The organism is Salininema proteolyticum (assembly GCF_042685645.1).
Classification (GTDB): domain Bacteria; phylum Actinomycetota; class Actinomycetes; order Mycobacteriales; family Micromonosporaceae; genus Salininema; species Salininema proteolyticum.
Genome location: NZ_JBHUNX010000001.1, coordinates 4,381,493 through 4,399,995 on the forward strand (window position 1 = coordinate 4,381,493; position 18,503 = coordinate 4,399,995).

Here is an 18,503-nt window from a genome sequence, read left to right on the forward strand (position 1 = left end):
GTAGACCGAAGAGCCAGGCGGCCCAAAGGATGGTGGCCAGAAGGAAGATCGTCTTGGGGATCACGGGGGCTCCCGGGGCTCAGGAGTCGGAGACGGGGGAGAGCTCGGGACGCTTGGGGTCCAGGGAATCCCCGCTCGACTGACCGGTCAGGCGGCGTTTGACCCAGGGCCCCAGGTGTTTGCGGGCCCATTGGAGTTTGGAGGCGGCCTCGGCGGCGGACTCGGCGGGTTCGAGCGACTCGCTCCACTCCGGGATCGGTTCGATGTCGAGGGCCTCGCAGACTCGGGTCGCGACCTGGATGTGGCCCTTGGTGGACAGGTGCAGGCGGTCCTCGGACCAGAAGACCGGGTTGCGGAAGGCCTCGTCGGGCCAGAGGTCGACCAGGATCGCGTCGTGCCGGTCGGCGACGGTGCGGATCATGTCGTTCATGGCGCCGAAGCGCTTGCGCATTAGCGAGGTCCCGGGAAGGTGGTAGGTGACGTCGGCGGAGGTGAAGAGGACGACCTCGGCGTTGGAGGCCTTGAGCAGGCGGACGACCTCGTGGAGGCGGGTGGCCAGCCGCTGCGGGTGGAAGGACGGGCGCAGCGCGTCGTTGCCTCCGGCGGCGAAGGACACGAGGTCGGGGTTCTGACGCATGGTCGGGGGGATCTGCTCGTCCACGACGGCGTCGAAGAGGCGGCCGCGGATCGCGAGGTTGGCGTAGGCGAAGTCCGGGTTGCCGCGCGAGGCGGCCCGGGCGAACTGGTCGGCCCAGCCGCGGGGCCGCCGTCCGGTCGGGGCGGGGTCGCCGACCCCTTCGGTGAAGCTGTCTCCTACTGCGACGTAACTGGAGTATTTCCCCGTCATAGTGTCTCCTGGTGGTGAGAGGCCCGCATACCGTGTCTGCGGCGGGTGCCGCCCCGGTCGGCCTCGCGGCCCGGAGTGGCGGCGGTGTTCGGCGGTGCGGGGGAGTCTGGTGTCAGGCGCCCTCGATACCGACGATTATGACATTCGGGGGTCGGGTTTCGAAAGCGCTCACCCGCCGGTGGCGCGTCCGGACACATGTTCGGCGGGGAGTCCGCCGACCGGGAGCGAGGGCCGGGTCACACGGTGTACCAGCCCGCCGCCTGGGGCTCGATCCACCAGGTGCGTTTGCGGGAGAGCTTGTCGACGACGCCGTCGGAGACCGTCACGGCCGACTCGGTCGGTGTGATCGCCACCGCCCTGCCCCGGCCGCGGCGGATCTCGACGCGGGTGCGCTTGCGGAACCGGCCCACGGTCACCGGGACGGCGACGGCCACGTCGAGCCTCCCGTCGGCGGGGTCGGCGTCGACCAGCTCCATGCCGTCGCTCCTCCCGTAGGTGCCGGCGACGGCCACGGTGCAGGCGAGGACGACTTCTCCGGGCTGGGTGAGGACGGACTCGTCGAGGTTGACCAGCCCGCTCCAGGGCTTGTCGCCGCCGCCGAGCCGGACGCCGTTGACGACGACGCCCCCTCCGTCGTGGCGCAGGAGGTCGGTGCGCAGGACGCGTCCGTCGGCGAGGGCCTCGGCCAGCGCCTCGCCGTCCTTGGGGAGGCCCAGCTCCTTCACCAGCTCGGGAGTCTCGGCGAGGGGGAGGACGCCGATGGCGGGAAGGTCCGGGACGGTCCGGTCGCGCCGCATGTCCTCGGGGCGCCCGCTCGGGGGCGGGGCCAGCCGGCGCACGGCGCGGGAGACGATCGCGTTGAGCTGGGCGTCCGACTCGGCCGCGACGACGAGGCGGGCGTCGGTCCGCTCGACGAACGGGTCGACCTCCTTGACCTCGGAGGCGGTGACCAGCTCGGTCTCCAGGCCCCGCTTCTTCATGGCGTCCACGAAATGGAGGACCTGGGTGCGCACTCCGCACGACGGGTCGGAGGCGTGGTCCGAGTCGCCCTCGCAGCAAGAGGAGGTGCAGTTCTTCTCGGCGAGGCTCAGCACGACAGTCTTCACGCCCTCACCATAGAAGGCCGCTGATACGGCCCGGACCGCGCCCGACCGCCGTTCGACGCCCGTCACGGCCCCGCGCCGGGCGGCGGCCCCGCGCCGGGCGGGTCTCCGGTCCGGAGTCCCCGACCCGGGCTTCCGGCCTGCGCTTCCGGCCGGGCCGCCGGCCGGAAGCGCAGGCGGGACATCTCGGAAATGTGTCGACATATGTGGTGTTGTCAGGGGGTGTTTGGGATTCACTGGGTAACCTATTAGGCTTGGGCGGTAATCGGGTCGATTCTTCCCGGGAAGGTAGGCGCAATGCCAGCGATCACTGTCGTCGGTACGCAATGGGGCGACGAAGGAAAAGGCAAGGTCACGGACCTGCTGGGAGCGGAGATGGACTATGTGGTCCGCTACCAGGGGGGCAATAACGCGGGCCATACCGTGGTCACTCCGGACGGAACCAAATACGCCATCCACCTGGTCCCGGTGGGGATTCTCACACCGGGCGTCACGCCGGTGATCGCCAACGGCGTCGTGGTGGACCCGAAGTTCCTCATCTCCGAGCTGGACGAGCTCACCGCCGGCGGCGTGGACGTGTCGAACCTGAAGCTGAGCGCCGACGCCCACCTGATCATGCCCCACCACCGCGCCCTGGACCGCGTCGTCGAGCGCTACCTCGGGAAGTCGCGCATCGGCACGACCGGCCGCGGCATCGGCCCCACCTACGCCGACAAGGTCGCGCGCATGGGCATCCGCGTCCAGGACCTCCTCGACCCGGGCATCCTGCGCGACAAGCTGAACATGGTGCTGCGCGAGAAGAACCAGATCCTGGTGAAGGTCTACAACCGCAAGGCCATCGACGCCGAAGAGGTCGTGGACGAGTACCTGGGCTACGCCGAGCGCCTCAAGCCCTACATCGCCGACACGCGCCTGGTCCTCAACAAGGCGATCGAGGACGGCAAGAACGTGCTCCTGGAGGGCGGCCAGGCGACCATGCTGGACGTCGACCACGGCACCTACCCGTTCGTCACGTCCTCCAACCCGACCTCCGGCGGCTCGGCCGTCGGCTCGGGCATCGCGCCGAACAAGATCTCGACGGTCATCGGCATCATCAAGGCCTACACCACCCGCGTCGGCTCCGGCCCGTTCCCGACCGAGCTCTTCGACGAGCACGGCGAGTTCCTGCTGAAGAAGGGCGGAGAATACGGCGTCACGACCGGGCGCCGGCGCCGCTGCGGCTGGTTCGACGCCGTCCTCGGCCGTTACGCCGTGCGCGTCAACGGGATCACCGACCTGGTCGTCACCAAGCTGGACGTGCTCTCGGAGCTGGAGCGCGTGCCGATCTGCGTGGGTTACGAGGTCGACGGCACCGTCTACGAGGACATGCCGATGACTCAGACCGACGTGCACCACGCGAAGCCGGTCTACGAGTACCACGAGGGCTGGTTCGAAGACGTCTCGCACTGCCGGAAGTTCGACGAGCTGCCGAAGAACGCGCAGTCGTACATCGAGCGCCTCGAAGAGCTCTGCGGCGCTCGCGTCTCCGTGGTCGGAGTCGGCCCGGGCCGCGAGGAGAACGTGGTCCGGCACGACATCATGTAGGACCGGTGCCGTAAGGACTTCCAAGGGGGGCGGGGCGACCCGCCCCCCTTTTCCATGCCCTCAGCCGCCGAGGCGGTCGACGATCCGCACGTGCCCGGGGGCGTAGGAGGCCAGCTGGGCCAGCTGCTTGCCGGGGGAGAGGGCGAAGTCCTGGCACCGGACGGCGACGTCGAAGCCGGAAACGAGGCCCTCGGTGGCGCGATTGGCCTCGCGCAGCACGGTCCGGTCGGTGAAGCTGGGCCTGTCGCCCAGGCCGAGGTAGGAGTCCGTGGCGAGGAGGAGGTAGGAGACGGGCCTCCGCCCGGTCACGGTGATGGCGGCGATCTCCTCGATATTGCTCCAGGGGATGACCAGCGTCTTGGTGAACCCCGGGCGGATCCGCAGCCCGAAGTGGTTGGCCGCCAGGCGGGGCCGGCGCACCAGGGGCACGATGAAGAAGAGCGCCCCCAGGCAGGCCAGTGAGGCGAGGAAGAGCGGGATCCGGACGACGGGGTTGTCCTGCCCCGAGTCCAGCACGGCGGGCTCGACCGAGGTCAGCCACTTCATGACCGCGTAGACGCCGGCGGCGCCGGCCAGATACCCGGCCAGGGCGGTCAGACGGTAGAGGGGCGCGCGGCGCGGGACCTGCGTCCACTCCGTCTTCCTTCTCATGGGCCTCCCCTCGTCACCGCGATTCTATCGCCGTGCCACGGACTGTCGCGAGATGGACGTCACTATCCCCAGCGCCGTGGTTACCGGGTAGCGTTCTCTGCGGGAAGGTGGTGTACGACCACGGCACTCTCCCCCGTGAACCCCTCCGCGGCACGGAGAGGGGAGGTCCACAGCAGGCGAGGAGGGCACAGTGGCAGGCGCACCGGACGAGGATCTGCGACTCACGCTCGCGACCATGGCGCCGGGGACGGCGCTGCGCGACGGACTCGAGCGGATCCTGCGCGGACGCACCGGCGCTCTCATAGTGCTCGGGTCCAATGAGACGGTCGACCATATCAGCACCGGCGGTTTCGAACTGGACGTGGAGTTCTCCGCCACGCGGCTCCGTGAACTGTGCAAGATGGATGGAGCGGTCGTCATGACCTCCGACCTCTCCCGCATCGTCCGGGCCGGGGTCCACCTCATGCCCGACGCCGCGATCCCCTCGCGGGAGTCGGGTACCCGCCACCGCACGGCCGAGCGGGTGGCGCTGCAGACGGGCTACCCCGTCATCTCGGTCAGCCAGTCGATGAACACCATCGGCCTGTACTTCCGGGGACTGCACCACCTCCTGGAGCCGTCCACGACGATCCTGTCGCGGGCCAACCAGGCCCTCGCGACCCTGGAGCGCTATAAGCAGCGCCTCGACCAGGTCGCCAGCAACCTATTCGCCCTGGAGGTGGAGGACCTGGTGACGATCCGGGACGTCGTCCTGGTCGTCCAGCGCCTGGAGATGGCCCGCCACATCGCCGACGAGGTCGAGGGCCACGTCATCGAGCTGGGCACCGACGGCCGCCTGCTGGCCCTCCAGCTGGACGAGCTCATGGCCGGAGTGGGCCGCAGCCGCGAGCTGGTGGTGCGGGACTACGTTCCGGACCTCGAGAACCACGCGGACATCCTGCGGGAGGTGGACGCGATGTCGTCCATCGACCTGCTCGACCTCGGTTCCATCGGCCACCTCATGGGCTTCGACCCGGACCCGGACCTGCTGGAGCAGCGCGTCTCTCCCCGCGGCTACCGGCTGCTGTCGAAGCTGCCGCGGCTGCCCGAGCCGGTGGTGGACCGCGTGGTGCGCAAGTTCGAGGTGCTGCCGAGGCTGCTCGGCGCGAGTGTGGAGGATCTGCGGCAGGTGACGGGCGTGGGGCCGTCCCGCGCGGTCGGTATTCGCGACGGCCTGACCCGCATCGCGGAGTCGTCGATTCTGGAACGCTACCTCTGACGGGAGTCGGCGCGACCGGCCGGGAGGTCGGGGGCGGGGCCTGGTTTCATGCGGGGTCCGGTATCACGCGAAGACCGGTTCTCACATGAGAAGAAAACCGGGGGCCTTCGACCCACCCCATTGGTCGAAGACCCCCGACTTGTGAGAACCCACGGAGGGTTCCGATTGGTGCTCAGGCGCGGCGTCGCCCGTAACACCGTGGGAGGAGAATAAAGTTCTTCGGTCACGTGCCTTGGAAAACCATCCCTGTCGCGCGACAACCACTCAATTACAACAGACGTATCCAGTTCCTGCCATGGAATCAAAGGTAAGTTGCCTCACGTCCCAATAACTGGGAAGTAATGGCAGGGCACGGGCCCGCACCGATCGGAGACCGCCGTGATCGACCCGCTCTTCACTCCGCTCGACGCCGTCGCGCACGCCCACATCCGCGACCTCGACACCGGCCGCACGGTGGGAGTCCGCGAGACCGAACCGGTCATCCTGGTCTCGGTCGTGAAGATCTTCATAGCCTGGGAGTTCCGCCGTCAGGTCGAGGAGGGGCTGATCGACCCCGCCGAGACCGTCCGCGTCACCGCCGCCGACCGCCTCGGCGGGACCGGCACCGCCGGATTCCGCCACGACGCCACCGCGAGCCTCGGCGACCTGGTCGCGCTCATGATGGAGGTCTCCGACAACACGGCGGCCGACATGGTCGTCAAACACCTGGGACTGGGCTCCCTCCGGAGCCTCCCGGCCCGACTCGGGCTGCCGCGGACGCGACTGGTCGGAGGGCCGCGGACGGTGTTGGAGGACGTGGCCCGGGACCTGGGCGTCTCCGACCTCGAGTCCCTGGCCCGCATCCTCGCCGGCAAGTCCGTCAAGACCGGCGACCTCCGCCGCACCAGCGCCTGGGACCCCTCCCGCACGAACTCCTCCACCCCGGAGGACATGACCGCGTTCCTGGAGCGCGTGTGGAACGGACCGCGGCCCCTCCGCGACGACATGCGCCGCTGGATGGGCCGCCAACTGACCGGCGGGAGGCTGACCACCCTCGCCCCCAGCGAAGTCCGCCACTTCGGCAGGTCCGGGACGCTGCCCGGGTGGTTCATGGAGATCGCCGTCTGGGAGTGGCCCGACGGGCGGCGGCACGCCCTCGCCGTGTTCGTCAAGGCGAACGGGGGAAGGCCGCGCGAACTGTTCCGGGCGATGAGCGAGACGGCCCTCCGGCTGACCGAGGCCGTGGACCGGGCCTGACAAGGGGCGGTGGCTCGTTCGCGCCCCGGCGGCGCCCCGTCCGCCACGTCCGCACTTCCCGTTCCGTCGGTCTCTTCGAGGGGCCCGGGCGCTCCGGGGAACGGACTCGACGGTGGACGCGGGCCGGACTCAGTAGATCTCGGACCAGGGCCTGGGCGGATCGGGGCGCTCGCCGTCGGACTCCGCGCGCTGCACCAGCGTCCGCAGCTTTCGGTACTGCCGCAGCAGCTCCGGCGCCTCGCGCATGAGCACGTGCCCGGCGGCCGTGAGGGAGGTCCGACGGCCGCCGCGGTCGAAGAGCTCCGCCCCGAGCTCCTCCTCCAGCCGCCGGATCCGGCGGCTCAGGGGCGGCTGCTCCATGCCGAGGCGCTCTGCCGCCCTGCCGAAGTGGAGTTCTTCACCGACCGCCAGAAAGCACTCGAGGTGGCGCATGATGTCCATCCGGCCATGATACCGATACCGTCATGGCCCCATATCGCCGTTGATATTGGACAGTGCGCGCCGGAGTCCGGTTGACTGAGGGGCATGGACACGAGAATGGAGATCAAGAGGCGGACGCTCTGGAAGGGCGCCGGCGCGGCGGCGCTGGCCGGGAGCGTCCTCAACGCCGCGCCGGCGCGCGCCGAACCGACCGGGACCGTGAGCCTCCGGTGGCTGGGGACGAACGCCTGGGAGTTCACCACCTCCGAGGCCACCGTCCTCATCGACCCGTGGATCAGCCGGTTCCGCACGGGCACCTACAAGGAGGGGGAGTTCGACCCCGAGACGAAGATCGAGGTCTACCCGGAGGCGATCGACGAGCACGTGGGAGGAGCCGACTGCGTCCTGGTCACCCACGGGCACTACGACCATATCTGCGACGTCCCCTACGTCGCGCGGAAGACGGGCGCCACCGTCATCGGCAACGAGTCGCACCTGAACTTCCTGCGCGCCATGGACGCCCCCGAAGAGCAGCTGGCCGAGGTCGCCGGGGGCGAGCTGTACAAGTTCGACGGCTTCACCGTCGAGGTCTTCCGCTCCTCCCACTCCGCGGGGAGGACTCACAAGACCATCGCCTTCGGCGGTTCCTGGCCGGGCTCGGTGCCCCCGCGCCCCAAGCGGATCAACGAGCTGCTGGAGGGAGGCAGCCTCACCTACCTGCTGGACTTCGGCGGAGTCTCGTTCTTCAACGCCGGATCGGCGAACTTCCACCACCGGGAGATCGAGGGGATCCGCCCGACGGCCGTCTTCGTCCAGCCCGGCGGGAGCCACACCCCCGACTACATAGAGCGGCTGCTGGAGTGCACCGGATACCCGCCCTACGTGATAGCCACCCACTGGGACGATTTCGACGAGCCGCTCACGGAGCCCGCCGTGGAGGGCATCCGCGGCGGCGTCGCCCGGATGCGCGAGCGCGTGGAGGCCGCGAGCCCGCAGTCCGAGTTCATCCTCATCGACCACCTGGAGAGCCATGACTTCTGAAGTGACCGTTCGCTGGCTGGGCACCAACGCCTGGGAGCTCAAGGGAAACGGCAAGACCGTCCTCGTCGACCCGTGGGTGACGCGGTTCCGCACCGGCGCGACCAAGGAGAGCGACTGGGACCGCGACGCTCGGCTGGAGATCGACGAGACGGCCGTCGACGAGCACATCGGCGAGGCCGACAGCGTCCTCATCACGCACGGCCACTGGGACCACATCGCGGACCTGCCCTATGTGGCGCCCAAGACGGGGGCCACGGTGCTGGGGACCGAGACGCACCTGAACCTCCTGCGGGCCCAGGACGTCCCGGGCGAGCAGCTGGCCGAGGTCGGCGGGGGAGAGCTCTACCAGTTCGACGGCTACACCGTCGAGGTCTTCCGCGCCTCGCACAACGCCGGCGGGAAGCACAAGACGATCCTCTTCTCGGGGATGCGCCCGGGCCGGGTGCCGAAGCGGCCCAAGACGATCAGCGACCTGGTCGAGGGAGGAAGCCTGGCCTACCTGGTGACCTTCGGGGACGTGTCGCTGTTCTTCGGGGGGACGTCGGCCTTCCACGAGAGGGAGATCGAGGGCGTCCGGCCGACGGTGCTGTTCCTGCAGACGCCGAGTCCGAACTATCCGCGGCCGGTGGAGAGGATCCTCGCGGCCACGGGGTACCCGCCTTACGTGGTGCCGACGCACTGGGACGACTACGAGGAGCCGCTAACGGAGCCGGCCGTGGACTGGCTCGGCGGCCACGCCCTGGGGGACCGGGTCGCGGAGGCCAGCCCCGAGTCGGAGTTCGTGCTGCTGGACCACTTGGAGAGCGCCACGTTCGGCGGTTGAGCGCCGTCCGCTGTGCGAGGTTAGGGGATCTTCCGCCGTGCGACAGGCGAGGGCGGGAGCGGAGTCGCCGTCCGCGGCGCGGGAGTTCGGGAACTGTTCGCCGTGAGGTCGCAGTGCGACAGCCGAAGGTCAAGGCGAGAGTGAAGGCGACGGTCGCGGTGCGGAGTGCCGCGGTGCCGCAAGCGGGGAACCGCAGAAAGAGAGGGGAGCCGGTCCGACCGGCTCCCCTCATCGCTCAACGGGCGTCAGCCCCAGGCCAGCGAGGCCATGCCCGGGTCGGCCAGGAACTCGCCGACGTCGCGCAGGAACTTGGAGCCCTGCTCACCGTCGATGAGCCGGTGGTCGAAGGACAGGCCCAGCTGGGTGACCTTGCGGACCTTGATCTCGCCCTCGTGCACCCACGGCTGGTCGCGGACCGCGCCGAACACGAGAATGGCCGACTCTCCCGGGGGGAGGATCGGGGTCCCGGTGTCGACGCCGAAGGCGCCCACGTTGGTGATGGAGAAGGTCCCGCCGGCCATGTCGGCCGGGGAGGTCTTCCCGTCGCGCGCGGTGGCGACCAGGTCGCCGAACGCCCCGGCCAGGCCGTGCAGGCTGAGCGTCTGCGCGGCCTTGACGTTGGGGACGATGAGGCCGCGCGGCGTGGCGGCGGCGATGCCGAGGTTGACGTCCTGCTTGACGACGATCTCCCCGGCGGCCTCGTCCCACTTGGCGTTCATCATCGGGTGGCGCTTGACGGCGGCGATGCAGGCCTTGGCGACCAGCAGCAACGGCGTCACCTTGACGTCGGCGAAGTCCGGGTGCTGCTTGAGCTTCTTGACCGTGTCCATCATCTCGGTGACGTCGACGGTGTAGAAGACGGTCACGTGGGGCGCGGTGAAGGCGCTCTGCACCATGTTCGCGGCGGTCATCTTGCGGACGCCCTTGATCGGGATCCGCTCCTCGCCGCCGGTGGGGACGCCCTGGGCGGCGAAGCCCGCGGGAGCCGCGGACCCGGCGGAGGGCGCCGCGGCGCCTCCCTGAGAGGCCTGCTGGACGTCGTCGCGCGAGATGGTGCCGTTCGGCCCGGTCGGGACGACGGTGTGCAGGTCGACGCCGAGGTCCTTGGCGAGCTTGCGCACCGGCGGCTTGGCCAGGACCGGCGAACCGGTCGGGGCGGCCGGAGCCGGAGCGGCGGGCGCCGGTGCCGGAGTCGGCGCGGGTGCGGCCTGCGGAGCCTCGGGGGCTTCGTTCTTCTTGCGGCGGCGGCGGCGCTTCGGGGCCTCCTCGGAGGCTCCGTAACCGACCAGGTTGGGGGTGCGCTTCGGCGCCTCCTCCTGGGCCGGCGCCTCGGCCGGGGCGTCCTCGGCGGCGGCCGCGCCCTCGACCTCGAAGGTCGCCAGCGGGGAGCCGACGTCGAGGACGACGCCCTCCTCTACGTGCTGCACCTTCACGGTGCCGTCGTAGGGGCTGGGCACCTCGACGAGCGCCTTGGCGGTCTCGACCTCCACGAAGGGCTGGTTGAGCTTGACGTCGTCGCCTGGCTTGACCAGCCAGTTGACGACCTCTCCCTCGGTCAGACCCTCACCGAGGTCGGGCAGATTGAATACTATCTCCTGAGCCATGACCCTCTCCCTCAGTACTCGAACGTGGCGTCGACGGCGTCGAGGATGCGGTCCACACTGGGGCGGAAGTCGTCCTCGTGGCGGCTGGCCGGATACGGCACATCGTAGCCCGTGACCCGCTGGACGGGTGCCTCAAGAGAGTAGAAGCAGGACTCGGTCAGGTGCGCGGCGATCTCCGAGCCCAGTCCGAGGGTCTTGGAGGCCTCGTGGACGACCACGGCGCGGCCGGTGCGGCGCACCGACTCCTCCAGGACCGGCCAGTCGACCGGGGAGAGCGAGCGCAGGTCGATGACCTCGGCGGAGCGTCCCTCCTCGGCGGCGGCGTCGGCCGAGGCCAGGAGCTGGTCGGTTGTGGCGCCGTAGCCGATCAGGGTCACGTCGGAGCCCTGGCGCAGGGTGCGGGCCTCGTAGAGGCCGGACGGGGCGCTGTCGGCGACCTCGCCCTTGGAGTGGTAGCGGCGCTTGGGCTCGAGGAAGACGATCGGGTCGTCGTCGGCGACGGCCTGCTGGATCATCCAGTGGGCGTCCTCCGGCGTCGACGGCGCGACGACCTTGAGCCCGGCGGTGTGGATGAAGTACGACTCGGGGCTCTCCGAGTGGTGCTCGACCGCGCCGATGCCGCCGGCGTAGGGAATGCGAATGACCACGGGGAGGCGGACGTTGCCGCCGGACCGGTAGGGCATCTTGGCCAGCTGGGACACGATCTGGTCGAACGCCGGGTAGACGAAGCCGTCGAACTGGATCTCCACCACCGGCCGGTAGCCGCGCAGGGCGAGGCCGATGGCGGTGCCGACGATGCCGGACTCGGCCAGCGGGGTGTCGATGACGCGGTCGGCGCCGAAGTCCTTCTTGAGGCCGTCGGTGACGCGGAAGACGCCGCCGAGGGCGCCCACGTCCTCGCCCATGACGAGGGTCTTGGCGTCGGTCTCCATGCTCTTGCGCAGGCCCTCGTTGAGGGCCTTGATCATGGTCATGCTCATCGGGCGTCGCTCCCTTCCTCCAGCGAGGCGCGGAACTCGACCGCGTCACGGCGCTGCTCTTCCAATTCCACCGGGTTGTCCACGTAGACGTGGTCGAACATCTGGCTCACGTCCGGGTCCGGCAGGTTGATGACCCTGTCGCGGAGGGTGCGCACGGCCTCGTCGGCCTTGGCGTCGACGGACTCGAAGAAGGCCTCGTCGGCCAGTCCCGCGTTCTCCAGCCACTTGCGGTAGCGGGTGATGGGGTCCTTGTCCTTCCACGCCTCTTCCTCGTCCTTGTCCCGGTAGCGGGTGGCGTCGTCGGAGGTCGTGTGGGGCGCCATGCGGTAGGTGACGGCCTCGATGAGCGAGGGTCCCTCTCCCAGGCGGGCCTTGGAGAGCGCGTCCTTGGTGACGGCGTAGCAGGCGAGGACGTCGTTGCCGTCCACGCGGTAGTCGCGGATGCCGAAGCCCGTGGCTCGCTGCGAGAGCGGGACCTTCGACTGGGTGGTGACGGGCTCGGAGATCGCGTACTGGTTGTTCTGGCAGAAGAACACGATCGGAGCGTCGAAGACGGAGGCGAAGACGAGGGACTCGTTGAAGTCTCCCTGGCTGGTGGCTCCGTCGCCGTGGTAGGTGATGACCGCTTCGCCGTCCTCGGTGCCCACGGCGCCGTCACGGGTGACGCCCATGGCGTAGCCGGTGGCGTGGAGCGTCTGCGAGGCGATGACGATCTCGTACATGTTGAACTTGTCGGTGTGGACGTCGCGTCCGCCGAGGTCTACTCCGCGGAACAGCGAGAACGCGCTGATGACGTCGAGCCCGCGAGCGTACTGGACGCCGATCTCGCGGTAGGACGGGAAGACGTGGTCGTTGGCCGACAGCGCCTTGCCCGAGCCGATCTGGGCTCCCTCCTGGCCCAGCATGGAGGGCCAGAGGCCGAGGTGGCCCTGGCGTTGGAGGGCGGTGCCCTGAGCGTCGAGGTTCCGCGCGACTACGAGGTCTTCGTAGAGTCCGCGGTACTCGTCGTCGCTCAGATCGACGTCGAAGTCGGGGTTCTTGCGGCGTTCGCCGTCCGGGGTGATCAGTTGGACGAACTGAGGTTCGTTCGCCTTGGAGGAAGAACTTTGACGGCTCTTGGCCGTCTTCTTCTTGGTTGGACGCGGCGAGTTTTCACCTGTGCCCATGGTCGCCTCCTCGAATTCAAGAGATACCGGTACATCTAGCATCGCAGAAGGGCGGGGGTTGTGGACAACCGCCACCGGTCAATTACAATGAGTGGGTTTCCAGAAGCGATTTGTAACCGTGCTTTGCCGGACATACGCGGACATAGCACAGGCAGTCGGACACAACTGTGTGACCAGAGAACCTCTGGGTTAGTGAGCGGTTTCCCACAGTGTTCGGCCGGTGGGGTGATGGACACCGGTCGGGCTCGGGAGGCCGCGGGAGGTGGCTGATGCGAAGCGGAGACCGGACCGCGATGGGTGGGGACCGATCGGGCGGGACAGGATCCGACAGGACCGGGGCCGAGGACGGCGACGTCGCCGGCGAACCCGGGGACCGAACCGGCACGGCGCGCGCCGATGAGGGCGGCGCCGGAGCGGGTGGCTCCGCCGTGGGCGGCTCCCGGCCCGGTACGGGAATCGGGAAGGGCTCTCGTGCGGGCGTCGCCGACAGCGGCCGCGCCCGGATCCCCCTCGACGGAACCGGCCGTTCGGGGCCCCTGCCGTGGGCACGGGTGCCCCTGACCCTCGGGGCGCTGACCATCGGGGCGATGGCGGCGTTCGGCGGAGTGGGCCTCGGCGTCCTGCGCGAGATGGACGACTGGGCGCCTTTCCCGACACCGACCCCCGGCGCGATCGACACGGAGTTGCCGGAGGAGGACGGTCCCTCGAACGCGCCTCCCGCGTCCGAACCCGAACCGCCGCGCATCTCGGTTGACAGCCAGAGCCTCGACGCGGAGAAGGACGCCGTCGAGGCGGCCGGGAGCTCGGAGGGGAGAGGAGCGGAAGGCTCCGACGGGTCCGGCGCGCGACGCCTTCCGGAGAGCGGAAGGGCGGACGGGAACCCCAGGCTCAAGCTGACGCCCGAGAAGGAGGCGTCCCGCCCCTCGAATCCCGGCGAGGGCGGGCGGGTGCCCGAGAACGGGCGGCCGTGCGACCGGACGGGGCACCCCGTGCGGGGGCGCCACTGCGGGGACCGCGAGGGCAATCCGGGCCGGGGCCACGACGGGAGTCCCGGCGGGTCCGGGCTCTGGGTCGAGGCCTCGGAGGACGAGCTGCGCCTGGAGCTCAAGGAGGAGCGGACCCGGCTCTTCGTCGAGCTCGAGGTCGAGTATCCGGCCGCCCCGCCCATGGCCGAAGCGCCGCCGTTCATGGAACCGGAGGCGGACGAAGCGCCCGAGGCCTCTCCGAGCCGGGAGATGCTCGACGAGTCCGAGGTTTCCGGGGCGCCCGGGACCCTCGAAGAGGCCGATGGAACAGACGTGTCGGACGAGGCGGCGCCGACGCCGGAGCGCGAACGGGCCGGGGCCCCTGGGGAACCGGAGCCCGTCGCGGTGCCCGACGCCCCGCGCCACCAGCAGACGCCGGACGAGTCCGCACGAGCGGACGGGCCCGCCGGACCGGAGCCCTCCGAAGAACGGGGACCGGTCGCGGAGTCCGCTCCCGGCACTGACCCGGGCGCCGTCTCCGGCGCGGATCCCGGCTCGCCGGAACCGTTCCCGGAGGGGGAACCGCCCGAATCCGTCGAGGAGCCCGAAGAGCCCGGCTTCGCGGAGGGCACCGACAATCCGGCGACCTCCGAGGACTCGGAGGAGGAGGGCGGCGCCCCCGCGGAAGACGGGGTTCCGTCCAACGAAGACGACGGGGGCGCGCCGAACGAAGGCGTCTCCGAGGCGCCCTGACGGCCCTCCCCCGCCGCCCGTCTGCATCTGCAACTCTCCGATTCCCGCTCGCGATCGCCGCCGACGGCCCGCCACCTCCTGCGGGCCGCGCCGCGAGTCCGCGAAGGAACGCCGATATCCCTGACTGCCAGGGAGTTCCACGTCACAATGGAGCGATCGAAGCCCTCACCTGTTCGGATGACTTAACAGGGGATTTTTCGCGAAGCCGTAACTTGCATATGCGAATTTCCGTTACAGATGACATAAGCAGGGTGATTTTTCACACGCGATTCGAGTGGGGGCCACAACAACATGGACATTTTCTCGCGCACAATGCTCTCCGCCTCGGCCGAAGGCGGACTCGTCTCTTCCCAGCTCACCAGGCACGTCCCATACCTCCGGCTGAACTCCTCGCCCGGCGACCGCGTCATCCTCCTGACCGCGGCCATGGGGTCCGACGGATACTCGGGCGGCGAGCACGTCCTCATGCTCACCGGTCGCCGCCTGGTCATCACGCGCCAGTCGCGACTCCTCAACCGGGTACGCGCCATCCTCGACGCCCCGGTCGAAGAGGTCGACCGCCTCCGGTGGTCGGCGGTTCCGGTCCGTCCGGGCGTCGAACTCAGCTTCGCCGCCGGAGGGGAGTACTTCCACTTCTGGCTGCCGGCGGGCCACTCGAAGCGCATGTGGCACATCGACGCGCACCTCGCGGTGGTCTTCCGCCGCCCGGGGGCCGAGTGCACGCCCATCGGCGACCACCCGCGCGGCGCGATGCCCGACCCGGTCCTGCTCGGAGCCCCGCCCGCGCCGCCGATCCCCGCGCAGACCGGCTTCCCGGCCCGCGAGCGCGGGCTGAGGATCTTCGGCGGCTAGCCGTCCCCCGCTGTCCCGGCCCGCACCCCGACGGGGCCGAGCGGCGCGGACCCTCGAACCGAACCCCGGCCGCCCCCGAGACCGCCGTACGGCGCGGAGACGCGGCAACGAACCCCAACCCGTCGCAGGACCGACGGGCACCCGGGCGCCCTCGGCGAAAAAGAAGGCCGGTTCCAGGATCGGAATCCCGGAACCGGCGGTCGTCGACAGGCCGGAGGCCTGGGAGCCGAGCGTCAGCGGCGCAGCTCGGCGGTGCAGCACTTGACCGACCCGCCGCCCTTCTTCAGCTCGGACAGGTCGATCGGCACGACGGTGAAGCCCTCGGCGGCGAGCTTCTCGCCCAGCGCCTCCGCCTCGGCGTTGATGAAGACGTTCTCCCCGTCGGAGACGAAGTTCAGACCGAACGCGGCGCCGTCCTCCTCGGTGGCGATGACGGCGTCGGGGAACAGGTTGCGCAGCATGACCTGCGAGTCGGCCGAGAAGGCCTCCGGCAGGTAGCAGATCCGGCGGTCGTCGAGCACCGCCAGGGCGGTGTCGAGGTGGTAGTAGCGGTCGTCGACCAGCCGCAGCGACACGACGGGGCGGCGCAGCACCTCGCCCGCCTCGGCATGGGCGGCGGGGTCGGTGCGGAAGCCCCATCCGGCGAGGATCAGGCCGGGCCCCTCGACGTACGTGAAGTCGCCTTCGCCCTCGTTGACGAACCGGGGCGCGTGGAACGCCCAGTCGTCGGGACGGTCGGCGTACCAGTCGGCGTGCGAGGCCGCTTCGTCGGAGCGCTCCGGGTAGCGGAACCGGGCGCCGTAGACGCGTCCGTCCACGCTGAAGGCCCCGTTGGCGGAGAAGACCATGTCCGGGAGTCCCGGCTGGGGTTCGAGCTCCACGACCTCGTGGCCGTGGGCGAGGTAGGCGTCCTTGAGGGTTTCCCACTGGCTCGCCGCGAGGGCGGCGTCGACCGGTTGGGAGGTGTCCATCCACGGGTTGATGGCGTACTCCACCGCGTAGTGCGAGGGGCGGCACATCAGGAAGGTTCGTGAATCACCTCGTCCGGCACTGTTCCGTGCATAGGTCTGCATAGTGAGAATCATAAGCACACCTGTTGCGTGTGAGAAGGCCGGGACGGTCGGAATCGGGGTGACTTTCAGCGCTTTTCCCGGCTGCGCGTTCCTGCGTGGCGGGGAGGGAAACCAGTTCTCCGCCCGCAACGGCCGTGTGGGAGATTTGGGGGATGGCCGTTGAGATGTCCCGGGAGGAGTTCGAGGAGGCCGTCGGTGACGCCCTCGACTCGATTCCGGAGAAGCTTCTGACCGTGATGGACAACGTGGTGATCCTGGTGGAGGAGGAGCCGCCGCCGGGGGAGGACCTGTTCGGGCTGTACGAGGGGATCGCGCTCACCGAACGGGGGAGCGACTACAGCGCGGTGCTTCCGGACACGATCACGATCTTCCGGGGGCCGCACCTGCGGTACGCGGACGGCCGCAACGGCCTGGTGGAGGAGATCCGGACGACGGTGGTGCACGAGATCGCGCACCATTTCGGGATCGACGACGACCAGCTCCACGAGCTGGGATGGGGCTAGGCGGCGGGACCGGGCGCGTTCGGCTCGTCCAGCGCGTCCGCCCGCTCCGGCGGGCGAGGCGCTCGCAGTCTCCCCGCCGAAGCGCCTAGCGGTCGGACTCTCCGGTGCGGCGGAGGGCGTCCAGCCAGGACTGCGCGGCGTCGTAGTCCTCGTCCGTCATGCCCGGGAGCGGGGAGAGGGGCGGATCGATCCACTGGCGCTCGTAGGAGCCGAGGAAGCGCAGGCCCGCGCCGGAGCGGCGGAGCGCGGCTAGGGCGTCGCCCACGCGGGCGTCCTCTATGTGGCCCGTGCAGTCCAGGAGGAAGACGTAGCGTCCGAGCCCCTCGCCGGTGGGGCGGGACTCGATCTTGGTGAGGTTGATGCCGCGCACCGAGAACGCGGTGAGCACGTTGAGCAGGGCGCCGACCTGGTCGTGTCGAATGTAGACGGCCAGGGAGGTGACGTCGTTGCCAGTCCGCGCGGCGGGGGCGGAGGGGCGGCGCACGAGGAGGAAGCGGGTCGCGGCGCCCGGGTTGTCCCCGATGTCGTAGTCGAGGACGGGCAGGCCGTGGTCCTCGGCGGTGTGCGGGGCGCAGACGCAGGCGTCGGCGGCGCCGGTCTCGGCGGCCGTGGCCCCGGCGGCGGTGGAGAGCACCTCGACGGTGTCGGCGTCGGGCAGTTCGCGGCGCAGGTACTGGCGGACCTGGGCGAGCGCGTGGGGGTGGGAGGCGACCGTGGCGATCTCGCCGCGCGGCCTGGACGAGGCGAGCACGAAGGTCACCGGGTGGACGGCCTCGGCGGAGACGAGCAGCGGATCGCCGTGCAGCAGTTGGTCGATGGTGACGTTGACAGTGCCCTCGTGGCTGTTCTCGACCGGCACGAACCCGGCGTCGAGGTTCCCGGACCGGACGGCGTCGAGCACGTCGGGGATGGAGGGCATGGGTTCCTTCTCGCTGCCGGAGGCGGCGGGCATGGCGTTGAGCGCCGCCTCGGTGAAGGTTCCACGCGGTCCGAGATAGCCGATTTTCATGGACCAAAGCTATCAGGAGCGAGTTCGCGCACGTGGGGAGGCGAGGCCGGCCATGTCGTCGGCCAAGCCGTTCGCTCCGGGGCCTCCGCGCGTGGAGGGGCGTCAGCAAGCGCCTCAGCAACCGGGTGCGAATCCCCGGGGTGTTCGCGCGCGGAGAGGGGTTCGTCCGCCCGAGTCCTGCTCCAAGCGCGTTCGCGCACGTGGGGAGGCGGGATGCGGGCTCTATGACTGCTGTCTCACCGCGACCCCGCAGTGGACGGGTGGGAGGCGGTCACGTATATTTGGTGGGACTTCACGACTCGTCGTGAGGGCCCCGTTCGTCTAGTGGCCTAGGACGCCGCCCTTTCAAGGCGGTAACGCCGGTTCGAATCCGGTACGGGGTACCACTCCTCCTTCTCTTCCAGCCGCCTTCGGGCGGCTTTTTTCATGCCCTCCCCAAGCTGGCTCTTCTGCCGGTATCTCCTGTTCACGGGCCTGACACTTCGCGGTTCGTGGCCAGTTCTGCCCCCCGCCCGGGCGTCGATTACTGGCCACTTTCGCCCGCCCCCCGATCGGACGACGATGTTGTACAGAGCCGGATCGCACCTTGCGTTCCGGTGGCACGGAATGCCGTTGAACGAAAGGGAACACCCCAC

17 protein-coding genes and 1 tRNA gene are annotated in these 18,503 nt (G+C 69.9%); 9 read left to right on the forward strand and 9 right to left on the reverse strand.

The window, feature by feature from the left end:
* Positions 1 to 79 precede the first annotated feature (79 nt).
* Both ACFTE1_RS20285 and ACFTE1_RS20290 read right to left on the reverse strand, forming a co-directional pair.
* Positions 80 to 847, reverse strand: coding sequence for an SGNH/GDSL hydrolase family protein (locus tag ACFTE1_RS20285; RefSeq protein WP_380617873.1), 768 nt, complete (start codon positions 845 to 847; stop codon positions 80 to 82).
* A 236-nt stretch (positions 848 to 1,083) separates the two neighbouring features.
* Positions 1,084 to 1,953 carry a hypothetical protein gene (locus tag ACFTE1_RS20290; RefSeq protein WP_380617872.1) on the reverse strand — a complete coding sequence of 290 codons (870 nt, stop codon included), beginning with the start codon at positions 1,951 to 1,953 and terminating at the stop codon, positions 1,084 to 1,086.
* 294 nt (positions 1,954 to 2,247) lie between these two features.
* Here ACFTE1_RS20290 and ACFTE1_RS20295 point away from each other — a divergent pair, with 294 nt between their 5' ends.
* Positions 2,248 to 3,534 (forward strand): adenylosuccinate synthase, encoded by a 1,287-nt coding sequence (locus ACFTE1_RS20295; RefSeq protein ID WP_380617871.1) that lies wholly within the window; start codon positions 2,248 to 2,250, stop codon positions 3,532 to 3,534.
* 60 nt (positions 3,535 to 3,594) lie between these two features.
* Here the strand turns inward: ACFTE1_RS20295 and ACFTE1_RS20300 are convergent, their stop codons facing one another.
* A complete protein-coding gene (locus tag ACFTE1_RS20300; protein ID WP_380617870.1) occupies positions 3,595 to 4,185 on the reverse strand; it encodes a hypothetical protein in 591 nt (196 codons plus the stop codon).
* 190 nt (positions 4,186 to 4,375) lie between these two features.
* On the opposite strand from ACFTE1_RS20300, the gene disA reads away from it, so the two are divergent.
* Complete coding sequence (gene disA, locus ACFTE1_RS20305; RefSeq protein ID WP_380617869.1) at positions 4,376 to 5,443, forward strand: DNA integrity scanning diadenylate cyclase DisA; 1,068 nt, start codon at positions 4,376 to 4,378, stop codon at positions 5,441 to 5,443.
* 378 nt (positions 5,444 to 5,821) lie between these two features.
* Positions 5,822 to 6,679, forward strand: a complete 858-nt coding sequence (locus tag ACFTE1_RS20310) for a serine hydrolase (protein ID WP_380617868.1) — start codon at positions 5,822 to 5,824, stop codon at positions 6,677 to 6,679.
* Between the two features lie 129 nt (positions 6,680 to 6,808).
* Here ACFTE1_RS20310 and ACFTE1_RS20315 read toward each other — a convergent pair whose 3' ends face one another.
* On the reverse strand, positions 6,809 to 7,120 hold the full coding sequence (locus ACFTE1_RS20315) for a LysR family transcriptional regulator (RefSeq protein ID WP_380617867.1): 312 nt from the start codon (positions 7,118 to 7,120) through the stop codon (positions 6,809 to 6,811).
* Positions 7,121 to 7,204: 84 nt separating this feature from the next.
* Here ACFTE1_RS20315 and ACFTE1_RS20320 point away from each other — a divergent pair, with 84 nt between their 5' ends.
* Together ACFTE1_RS20320 and ACFTE1_RS20325 are read left to right on the forward strand one after the other, a co-directional pair.
* The gene (locus ACFTE1_RS20320; protein ID WP_380617866.1) at positions 7,205 to 8,140 is read left to right on the forward strand and encodes an MBL fold metallo-hydrolase; all 936 of its coding nucleotides are present in this window, start codon (positions 7,205 to 7,207) and stop codon (positions 8,138 to 8,140) included.
* On the forward strand, positions 8,130 to 8,963 hold the full coding sequence (locus ACFTE1_RS20325) for an MBL fold metallo-hydrolase (RefSeq protein ID WP_380617865.1): 834 nt from the start codon (positions 8,130 to 8,132) through the stop codon (positions 8,961 to 8,963). Before ACFTE1_RS20320 ends, ACFTE1_RS20325 begins: the two co-directional genes overlap by 11 nt.
* Before the next feature lie 245 nt (positions 8,964 to 9,208).
* Here the strand turns inward: ACFTE1_RS20325 and ACFTE1_RS20330 are convergent, their stop codons facing one another.
* Genes ACFTE1_RS20330 through pdhA form a run of 3 tightly spaced genes read right to left on the reverse strand, consistent with a single transcriptional unit; the run spans position 9,209 to position 12,713 of the window.
* Positions 9,209 to 10,567, reverse strand: a complete 1,359-nt coding sequence (locus ACFTE1_RS20330; protein ID WP_380617864.1) for a dihydrolipoamide acetyltransferase family protein — start codon at positions 10,565 to 10,567, stop codon at positions 9,209 to 9,211.
* Between the two features lie 11 nt (positions 10,568 to 10,578).
* Positions 10,579 to 11,547 carry an alpha-ketoacid dehydrogenase subunit beta gene (locus ACFTE1_RS20335; RefSeq protein WP_380617863.1) on the reverse strand — a complete coding sequence of 323 codons (969 nt, stop codon included), beginning with the start codon at positions 11,545 to 11,547 and terminating at the stop codon, positions 10,579 to 10,581.
* Positions 11,544 to 12,713 carry a pyruvate dehydrogenase (acetyl-transferring) E1 component subunit alpha gene (gene pdhA / locus ACFTE1_RS20340; RefSeq protein ID WP_380617862.1) on the reverse strand — a complete coding sequence of 390 codons (1,170 nt, stop codon included), beginning with the start codon at positions 12,711 to 12,713 and terminating at the stop codon, positions 11,544 to 11,546. The genes ACFTE1_RS20335 and pdhA overlap by 4 nt, the downstream gene beginning before the upstream one ends.
* A 269-nt stretch (positions 12,714 to 12,982) precedes the next feature.
* Between pdhA and ACFTE1_RS20345 the strand changes: the two genes are divergently transcribed.
* Together ACFTE1_RS20345 and ACFTE1_RS20350 are read left to right on the forward strand one after the other, a co-directional pair.
* Positions 12,983 to 14,431: a hypothetical protein gene (locus ACFTE1_RS20345; RefSeq protein ID WP_380617861.1), complete on the forward strand. Its 1,449-nt coding sequence runs from the start codon at positions 12,983 to 12,985 to the stop codon at positions 14,429 to 14,431.
* A gap of 291 nt (positions 14,432 to 14,722) precedes the next feature.
* Entirely contained in the window at positions 14,723 to 15,283 is a 561-nt protein-coding gene (locus ACFTE1_RS20350; protein ID WP_380617860.1) for a hypothetical protein, read from the forward strand.
* 233 nt (positions 15,284 to 15,516) lie between these two features.
* On the opposite strand, the gene ddaH is transcribed toward ACFTE1_RS20350, so the two are convergent.
* Entirely contained in the window at positions 15,517 to 16,356 is an 840-nt protein-coding gene (gene ddaH, locus ACFTE1_RS20355) for a dimethylargininase (protein ID WP_380617859.1), read from the reverse strand.
* 152 nt (positions 16,357 to 16,508) lie between these two features.
* Here ddaH and ACFTE1_RS20360 point away from each other — a divergent pair, with 152 nt between their 5' ends.
* The gene (locus ACFTE1_RS20360; RefSeq protein ID WP_380617858.1) at positions 16,509 to 16,859 is read left to right on the forward strand and encodes a metallopeptidase family protein; all 351 of its coding nucleotides are present in this window, start codon (positions 16,509 to 16,511) and stop codon (positions 16,857 to 16,859) included.
* A gap of 85 nt (positions 16,860 to 16,944) precedes the next feature.
* Here the strand turns inward: ACFTE1_RS20360 and pheA are convergent, their stop codons facing one another.
* A complete protein-coding gene (gene pheA, locus ACFTE1_RS20365; protein ID WP_380617857.1) occupies positions 16,945 to 17,868 on the reverse strand; it encodes a prephenate dehydratase in 924 nt (307 codons plus the stop codon).
* 310 nt (positions 17,869 to 18,178) lie between these two features.
* On the opposite strand from pheA, the gene ACFTE1_RS20370 reads away from it, so the two are divergent.
* A tRNA-Glu gene (locus ACFTE1_RS20370) sits at positions 18,179 to 18,254 on the forward strand.
* The last annotated feature ends 249 nt before the right edge of the window (positions 18,255 to 18,503 follow it).